This is a genomic window from Vulcanococcus sp. DEBay_Sum29NL08_54, assembly GCF_017859255.1.
Lineage (GTDB): Bacteria > Cyanobacteriota > Cyanobacteriia > PCC-6307 > Cyanobiaceae > Vulcanococcus.
The window spans coordinates 1-8,194 of sequence record NZ_JAFMNJ010000052.1 but is presented as its reverse complement, the minus strand read 5'-3'; the positions used below and the strand labels follow the sequence as shown (position 1 = coordinate 8,194).

The window sequence follows — 8,194 nt, the reverse complement described above, 5'->3', positions numbered from 1 at the left end:
CAACTGGGCCTGGATTTCACCGCCGGTGGAGAGCTGGCGATCGAGGCGCTCATGGCGCCGGGCCTCCTGAAGCAGCTGATCGCCTTCCACCGCAACCCCGGCGAGGTCCGCCACGAGTTGGACATGGCGGCGGTGACTCTCACTCCAACTCAGGCCGGCCTTGGAACCGAAGACATACAGGCGGCCGCGCACACGACTGCGGGCGGCCAGGGAGGTGGCGACCAAGGGGCGATCCGCCAACTGCCGGCGCACCAGAGCATCCAGCAGTTGGGCCACCGCCTCATCGCCGGAGGCCTGCTGCAGCTGCTCATCCGAAAGCGTTGCCAACTGCCGCAGCAACTCGGGATGACTGCCGTGGAGCTGCTCGCGCCAGAGCCGGCCATCGGGGTGGAAGACCACCAGCACGGCCCCTTCCGCCTCCACCAAGCGCGTCGCCACGAGGGGGACCAACTCCAGGAAGCGCTCCAGGTTGGTGAAGCTGCGCAGGGCAAAGGCCAACGACGCCAGCAGCTCCTGATTGCGGCGCTGCTCCTTGCCCAGGCTGTCCAGCAGTTGACGCAGTGAAGCGACGGCGGATGCCGGCTTCAGGGAGCCCACTCCGCCGGGATGAGAGTGATAGGCAGGCGGCAAGTTGCTCACTTGCGCGCAAGATAGCCGCGTTTATTTGGCCAGCAGGGCCTCGACGAACTCGAAGCTGTTGAAGGGCCTCAAATCACGGATCCCTTCGCCCGCACCGATAAAGCGGATCGGTAAACCCGCTTCCGAGGAAACCGCCAAAGCGACGCCCCCGCGGGAACTGCCATCGAGCTTGGTCAGCACGACACCGGTCAAACCAGCCGCCTGAGCGAAGGCCATGGCCTGTTTCAAGCCGTTCTGACCCTGGCTGGCGTCGAGCACCAGCAGGGACTGCACCTCGGCATCCGGCGCCAACTTGTCGACGATCCGGCGCACCTTGGTGAGCTCCTCCATCAGGTTGTGCTTGGTCTGCAGACGACCGGCCGTGTCAACCAGCACCAGGTCCGTGCCCTTGGCCTGAGCCGCACCGATCGCGTCGTAGACCACCGCCGCAGGATCAGCATTCGCGGAAGGATTGGAGACCACGGTGACGCCACTGCGCTCACCCCACACCTGAACCTGTTGCACCGCCGCGGCCCGGAAGGTGTCAGCAGCAGCGATCAGGCAGCTGTAGCCACTGCGGATCGCCAGGTTGGCGAGCTTGCCCAGGGTGGTGGTTTTACCGACTCCATTCACCCCGACCATCAGCCAAACGTTCAGGCGACCGCGCTCGGGAGCAAGCAACGCAGTGCCGCTGGCCTTGATGGGCTGATCGAGCAGACCCTTCAGCTGGTCTTTGAGGAAGCGAATGCCCTCCTCGGGCTCGACGACTTCCTCGTTGAGGCGCTTACGCAGGGCCTCCAGGACCTGGTCGGTGGCTTGCACCCCGACATCCGCGCGGAGCAACAACGATTCGAGGTCGTCGAGGACCTCTGGGGTCAGCGGGTCGTCGCCGAGGGTGTCGAGCAACTGGGTGACGAAGCCCTGGCGGGTCTTCTCCATGCCCCGGCGCAGGCGCCCCAGCCAGTCGATTTCCTCGAGGGAAATGTCAGAGAGCTGGCGGCCCTGGGCGGCCAACACCTCGGCCGACCAGGTGAAGTCCTCATCGAAGTCCCCCAGGCTTGGAGCCGCCTCATCGGTCGCCGCTGGAGTCGGTTCGACGGGAGCGGCCGGGGTCTCAATCGCCCGCTCCAGCTGCTCTTGCTGGCGCTGGGCCCGTTGGGCCGCTGCCTGCTCCAGCAAGGACAAGCCTGTAGCTGGCTCAGGGGTCTGAACAGCCTGTACGGGATCCGGCTCCGGAGCGACTACAGGCTCGGGCTCTGGGGTGGGCTCCGCTTGGGGTGCTGGTTCGGGTTGCGGATCAGCAGCGGCAGCGGCGGCTTCTTGCTTCTGCGCTTCCTGCTGGGCCTTCAGGCGGGCATAGGCCTGTCGCGCCCAATCGAGAGCGTCCTGATCGATGTCTGAGGGCTCCGCAGCTGCAGGAGTGGGAGCAGCAGGGGCCTCGTCCTGGGCAGGTGGCTCAGCGGCTTGTTCCGGCTGGGGATCCTGGGGGTTCTGAGGGGCCGCGCTGCGATTGAACCAGTCGTAAACCATGCCGTCTCTCAGCTCTTGGCGGGGGCGTTGGTGAAACGACGCAGCACGCCGTTGATCATGCGGCGGCCCTGCTCATCGCTGTAGCGGTTGGCCAACTCGACGGCCTCATTGCAGGCCACAGGCGCGGGGGTATTGAACTGCTCGATGTCCACGGCTGCGAGCCGCAGGATGTCCCGGTCAATGCGAGGCAGCCGCGTCAGGCGCCAGCCCTCCATCACCGCATCCAAGCGCTGATCCAGATCAGCACGACCCGACAGCACCGCCCGGGCACGCTCGATGGCACCGCGGCGGATCTCCTCTTGATCCGAGAGCATCAGCAGCCGCGGAAGCTCCAGGCTGGCGGACAGGCGGTTCAGGCCGTTCTCGGCATGCTCCAAGCCGTCCTGGAGGTGCTGGCGAATCCGGGGCAACTGACCAACGGCGCCCTGGTCCTGCAACTCGCTGTCGAGAAGCTGCTGTTGGGCGGCCTGCAATTCGGTGGCGGCCTGATCCAGGGCCTCCCGCACGTGTTGGCTCAGGGAAGCCAGAGCCTGTTGCAGCAAGGTGTCCAGGGAGGTGTCGGCGCTGGGCTGACGGTCACTGACCTGACCGAGCATCAGCAGGGCCAGTTCGCGGGCTACGGAGCGGCTCTGCATCAGGCCTTATTGGAGGGAAGGGGGGAGTAAGCGGGGGCCCGCAGCTGGGCGAGAAGGCTGGAGAAACTCCGGCTGGCCGGCGTCTCACGCTCATCGGGATTGACGATGCCCGCCGAGATGATCGTGCGGAAGGCGTCTTCCACCGACAGATCCAGATCCTGAACGGAGGACTCCGGCACCACGGCATACCAGCCGGTCGTGGGGTTCGGAGCCGTGGGGATAAAGACGCTCAGCATCGGCTTCTCAAAGCCAGCCGACAGGGTCGCCCCCAGAACGCCAGTCACGAAGCCCAGGGCGTAGAGCCCCTCGCGGGGGTACTCCACCAGCACGACGCGGCGGAAACGGCTGGAGTTATCCCGCAGGAAGGTCTCCAGCAATTGCTTGAGGGTCTTGTAGACGGAACCCGCCACGGGGATCCGTTGCAGGGTGCCCTCGCCGAACTCCAGCAACCAGCGGCCGACGATGTTGCGGGCCATCAGACCGATCAACAGGATCCCGAGCAGGGGAACCAGGAGACCCAGGCCCAGGTTGATCAACTCCTGCAGCACAGGGTTGAGGGTGTTGAACGGATTGAGCTGCTTCGGAATCGACGTCAAAAACGCCAACACGAAGCGACTCACCGTCGTCGCCAACCAGATCGTGGTGGCGAGCGGAATCACCACCAACAGACCGGCGATCAGGTCGTTCTTGAGGTCCTGCTGGAGACGATCGCCCAGCGGTTGCTCAGGTCTGGGACTCGATTGCACCACTACGTTGCGTCGCTCAACTGGCCGGAATTCCGGTCACAAAGGGCCAACCTGCAACTTAGCCAGTCGCCCTACAGAACAGCCGCCAGGGCCAGCAGGGCAAAGGCGATCACCAGAACAACAGCGGTGCCTGTGCCACCAATCCGGCGTTGGTTCAAGGCCAAATCACGGCGGGTTTCGGCCTGTTTGATTTGGTTCTCCGCCTGCTGCAGCTGGCTTTGCATGAAGGCGCGAGCGGCCTTCTTCTTCTCGTCTTCGCTGGCCGTCTCGGGGATCTGACCGGTTTGAACCCCCTGCTCGATCACCTGCTCCAGCACCTTGGGGTTGTCGAGCTGGGCCTTGGCCATCTCCAACTGGCCGCGTTGGGCCTGCAGGGACTGGTTGGTCTGATCGCTCAGGCTCTGATCACCGCCGATGGTGGCGGGAACCGTGAACAGCAGCGCCAGCGCCAGAACACCACTGATCACGCACACCGTCCAACGCAGGGGCGTCGGACCGGACTGGGGATCCTCGAGCCGCGCAGCGATCAGCATCAACAGCATCCCCACCAGAGCCATCGGCGACTGGGTGATCAGGGTGGAGCTCAGCAGCTGACGGAAGCTCTCATCGCCCCAACCGTTGACCGAGAGCACCGCCAGCAATTGCAGCGCCAGCAGCAGCACCAGGGTGATCCCTAGCCAGCGCAACAAACTGGAGAAGCGTCCTGCAACTGCTGAACTCACCGGGAGGGCCTTGGAAGTTGGGCAAGCGTAGGGGCGATCAACCGAAGCCACAGCCCCTTCCGGCTGCTGATCTGGCCAGCGCCCTCAAGGCCCAGGCCTTGGAGTTGGGCTTCAACCTGGTGGGGATTGCCTCGGCGAGGGGCAGCGAGCGGATCCGCCTGCGCAACGCCGCCCTGCAGCGCTGGCTGAGCGCGGGGCATCAGGGCGAGATGGCCTGGATGCAGGACCCCAGACGGCAAGCCATTGAGGCCTTGCTGCCGGGGGTCCGCAGTGTTGTGGCGGTGGGGCTGAACTACTACGTCGATCGCCAGCCTGCGCCCGGCAGCTTGAAGGTGGCCCGTTACGGCTGGGGCCGGGACTACCACCGGGTGATCGATGGGCGCCTGCGGGCCCTGGGGCGTTGGCTCGAGAGCAACCAACCGCAGAGCCAATGGCGCGCCTGCGTCGACAGCACGCCCCTGCTGGACAAGGCCTGGGCCGAGGAAGCGGGCCTGGGCTGGATCGGGAAACACAGCAACCTGATCAACCGCGACTGGGGCTCCTGGCTGCTGATCGGGCATCTGCTGACCGACCTGGAGCTCCCCGCTGATGAACCCGCTACGCCCCACTGCGGGGCCTGCCGCGCCTGCCTGGACGCCTGCCCGACTCAGGCCATCACCGAGCCGTTTGTTGTCGATGCCCGCCGCTGCATCGCCTTCCACACGATCGAGAACCGGGCGGACCAGTTGCCGGCAGACATCGCCTCGGACTTGAACGGCTGGGTGGCCGGCTGCGACATCTGCCAGGACGTCTGCCCCTGGAACCAGCAAGCACTGGTCTCCAGCAGCGATCCCGATCTGCAGCCCAGGCCGTGGTGGCTGGATCTCCAAGGGGCTGATGCCCTGGGCTGGAGCGACGGCGCGTGGGACGAGAAGCTGCGGGCCTCCGCCCTGCGGCGGATCAAGCCCTCAATGTGGAGGCGAAACATTGCAGCAGCCCTAGGCTGAGCGCTCGATCGCCCTGCATCGATGGCCGCGCGCTGGTTGAAGGTTCTGGCCACAGCGCCCCTGATGCTGGCAAGCCTCACTGGGACCCCCGCCAAGGCGCTGGTGCCCTACGTCGTGCTGCCCAGCGAGCGCAACCTGGAAGCCGCGGGGCTTGGCATTGCCCAGGCCGCCAGCCGACTCTTGAAATTGGGCCAGGCGGAAGAGGCCGCCAGCCTCGCGGCGCTGACCGTTCAGCTGATCCCAACGGATGCCCGGGGATGGCTGCTGCTGGCGGAAGCCCAGTTGCGTAGTGGCGAGGACGCCGAAGCCTCCGCATCGCTCGAGCAGGCGCGAAACCTGGACCCCCGCAATGCCGGGATCCTCTTTGCCCAGGGCTCCCTGGCCCTCAAAGCCAACCAACCGGCCCGCGCCGTTGAACTGATCCGCGAAGGTCAGCGCATCGACGACAAGAACGCCGGTTCCTACTTCGATCTCGGCAACGGCTACATCCTGCTGGGGGAATCCAAAGCGGCGCTCTCGGCCTTTGAGCGGGCCTCGAAGCTGCGCAGCGACTTCTGGGAGGCCATCAACAACCAGTCGCTGGTGCTCTACGAACAGCGCAAGGACGCTGAAGCGATCCAACGCTGGCGCTCCGTCCTGGCGATTCGGCCCACGGCAGCAGAACCGATGTTGGCCTTGGCTGCGGCACTCAATGCCCAAGACCCCAGCAACGGCGAGAGCCTGGACCTGGCCAAGCGCGCCCTAGCGGGTGATCCCAACTACGTGCTGAGCAGCTATCAACAGGAGCAGCTCTGGGGCACGCGCCTGCGGGAAGCCACCAGTGTTCTGCTGGGGAACGCGAGCTTGAAGGGCGATGTGGAGCGGGCTCAGGCCAATGCCGATGCTGAGCCCGCGGAACAACCTCGGTAGGCTGAGCCGCACTTTCTGACCTCGGATGGCCAAGGCGCGTCCCGAAAAGCCGCTGCCCGACCCATCCGACGAGCGTCGTATCCAGCCGATTGAGCTGCATCAGGAGATGCAGCGCTCCTATCTGGAATACGCCATGAGCGTGATCGTGGGACGGGCCTTGCCCGATGCCCGCGATGGCCTGAAGCCCGTGCAGCGGCGCATCCTGTTTGCGATGCACGAGCTGGGGTTGACCCCCGATCGCCCTTACCGGAAATGCGCCCGCGTCGTTGGCGACGTGCTCGGCAAGTACCACCCCCACGGCGACCAAGCGGTCTATGACGCCCTGGTCCGGCTGGTGCAGACCTTCGCCAGCCGCAATCCGCTACTCGACGGCCACGGCAACTTTGGCTCGGTGGACGACGATCCACCGGCCGCCATGCGTTACACGGAGACGCGGCTGGCGCCCATCGCCAATGAGGCGATGCTCGATGAGATCGGCAGCGACACGGTCGATTTCGCCAACAACTTTGATGGCTCCCAGCAGGAGCCAACCGTGCTCCCGGCCCAGCTGCCCTTCCTGCTGCTGAACGGCTGCACCGGCATCGCCGTGGGCATGGCCACCAACATCCCGCCCCACAACCTGGGAGAGGTGGTGGATGCCTTGATTGCTCTGGTGCGCAAGCCTGAGCTGAGCGACGAGAAGCTGCTGGAGCTGGTGCCGGGCCCCGACTTCCCCACCGGCGGCGAAGTCTTGACCGGCAGCGGCCTACGCGACACCTATCTCTATGGCCGCGGCAGCATCCCAATGCGGGGCGTCGCCCACATCGAGGAGATTCAGCCGGGCAAAGGACGCCACAAGCGCGGAGCCGTGGTGATCACCGAGTTGCCCTATCAACTCAGCAAAGCGGGCTGGATCGAGAAGCTGGCCGAGCAGGTCAACGACGGCAAGATCAACGGGATCGCGGACATTCGCGACGAGTCCGACCGCGACGGCATGCGGGTCGTGGTGGAGCTGCGCCGGGACGCCAACCCAGAGAAGGTGTTGGCCGATCTGCAGCGGCGCACGGCGCTGCAGAGCAACTACGGCGCGATCCTGCTGGCCCTGGTCCACGGCAAGCCGATCCAACTGAGCCTGCGCCAGCTCCTGCAGGAGTTCCTGGACTACCGCGAGCTGACGATCATTCGGCGGACCAAGCACGCCCTCAAGCGTGCGGAAGATCGCCTGGAAGTGGTCGAGGGTTTGATCACCGCCCTCAATGCCCTGCAACGGGTGATCGAGATGATCACCGCCGCACCCGATGCCTCCAGCGCCAAGGCCAGCCTGCAGGTCCACCTCGACATCAATGAGCGCCAGGCCGATGCGGTCCTCGCCATGCCCCTGCGCCGGCTGACGGGCCTCGAGCAGGAAAGCCTGCGCAAGGAGGCGGACGACCTACGCCAGGAGCGGGCCCGCCTGCGGCACCTGCTGGATGAACGTCCTGCGCTACTCGACACGATGGTGTCGGAGTTCAAGGCACTGAAAAAGCGCTTTGCCACACCCCGGCGGACGCGGCTGGTGGAAGGTGGCGATGAGCTCGTCGCCCAGCGCACCGCGGCCCAACGGCCCAACACGGAACTCCTGCGCCAACGGGCCTTTGAAGGGCTGCCCAGCGATGGCCGCCTGGTGATCCAGGCCGATGGGCAGGTCAAGGTGATTGGCCCGCAATTGCTGGGACGGCTTCACCTCGATGAGCCAGCACCTCTTGGCGACAACCCCTCGCCAGCCCGCCTGATCCTGCCGATCAGCAGCAGGCCCGCGCTGTTGGCCTTCACCGATGCTGGCCGAGTGGCCTTGCTGCGCTGGGAGTTTGCCGGGCAGAACCCTGGCACCCTTGAGAAATTCCTGCCCGAGGGGATGAGCGGAGAGCGGGTGGTGCAACTGCTGCCGCTCCCGCAAGAAGCGGAAGGAAAGAGCGTGGGCCTACTGAGCAGTGATGGCCGGTTCAAGCGTCTTCCTCTGGCTGAATTCCAAGACCTCTCGGGGCGGGCGACCTCAATCCTCAAGCTCAAGGAAGGGGTCAGCCTCAAGC

7 protein-coding genes and 1 pseudogene are annotated in these 8,194 nt (G+C 65.7%); 3 read left to right on the top strand and 5 right to left on the bottom strand.

Translation table 11 applies throughout. The annotated features are described in order from the left end of the window. The 5 genes and pseudogenes from QZ186_RS10905 to QZ186_RS10885 form a co-directional block, all read right to left on the bottom strand. Nucleotides 1-597, bottom strand: a pseudogene (locus tag QZ186_RS10905) (serine/threonine protein phosphatase); the annotation flags it as partial. Nucleotides 598-660: 63 nt separating this feature from the next. Next, nucleotides 661-2,148 carry a signal recognition particle-docking protein FtsY gene (gene ftsY, locus QZ186_RS10900; RefSeq protein WP_296416774.1) on the bottom strand — a complete coding sequence of 496 codons (1,488 nt, stop codon included), beginning with the start codon at nucleotides 2,146-2,148 and terminating at the stop codon, nucleotides 661-663. Between the two features lie 8 nt (nucleotides 2,149-2,156). Beyond that, a complete protein-coding gene (nusB, locus tag QZ186_RS10895; protein ID WP_296416773.1) occupies nucleotides 2,157-2,783 on the bottom strand; it encodes a transcription antitermination factor NusB in 627 nt (208 codons plus the stop codon). Next, the gene (locus QZ186_RS10890) at nucleotides 2,783-3,532 is read right to left on the bottom strand and encodes a DUF502 domain-containing protein (RefSeq protein ID WP_010314136.1); all 750 of its coding nucleotides are present in this window, start codon (nucleotides 3,530-3,532) and stop codon (nucleotides 2,783-2,785) included. Before QZ186_RS10890 ends, nusB begins: the two co-directional genes overlap by 1 nt. 68 nt (nucleotides 3,533-3,600) lie before the next feature. Then, nucleotides 3,601-4,251 carry an HpsJ family protein gene (locus QZ186_RS10885; RefSeq protein ID WP_296416772.1) on the bottom strand — a complete coding sequence of 217 codons (651 nt, stop codon included), beginning with the start codon at nucleotides 4,249-4,251 and terminating at the stop codon, nucleotides 3,601-3,603. A 17-nt stretch (nucleotides 4,252-4,268) separates the two neighbouring features. Between QZ186_RS10885 and queG the strand changes: the two genes are divergently transcribed. The 3 genes from queG to QZ186_RS10870 all read left to right on the top strand — a co-directional run. Then, on the top strand, nucleotides 4,269-5,237 hold the full coding sequence (gene queG, locus QZ186_RS10880; protein WP_296416771.1) for a tRNA epoxyqueuosine(34) reductase QueG: 969 nt from the start codon (nucleotides 4,269-4,271) through the stop codon (nucleotides 5,235-5,237). Nucleotides 5,238-5,258: 21 nt separating this feature from the next. Beyond that, a complete protein-coding gene (locus QZ186_RS10875) occupies nucleotides 5,259-6,146 on the top strand; it encodes a hypothetical protein (RefSeq protein WP_296416770.1) in 888 nt (295 codons plus the stop codon). Between the two features lie 25 nt (nucleotides 6,147-6,171). Then, a partial coding sequence (locus tag QZ186_RS10870; protein WP_296416768.1) for a DNA topoisomerase (ATP-hydrolyzing) subunit A occupies nucleotides 6,172-8,194 on the top strand: 2,023 nt, incomplete at its 3' end.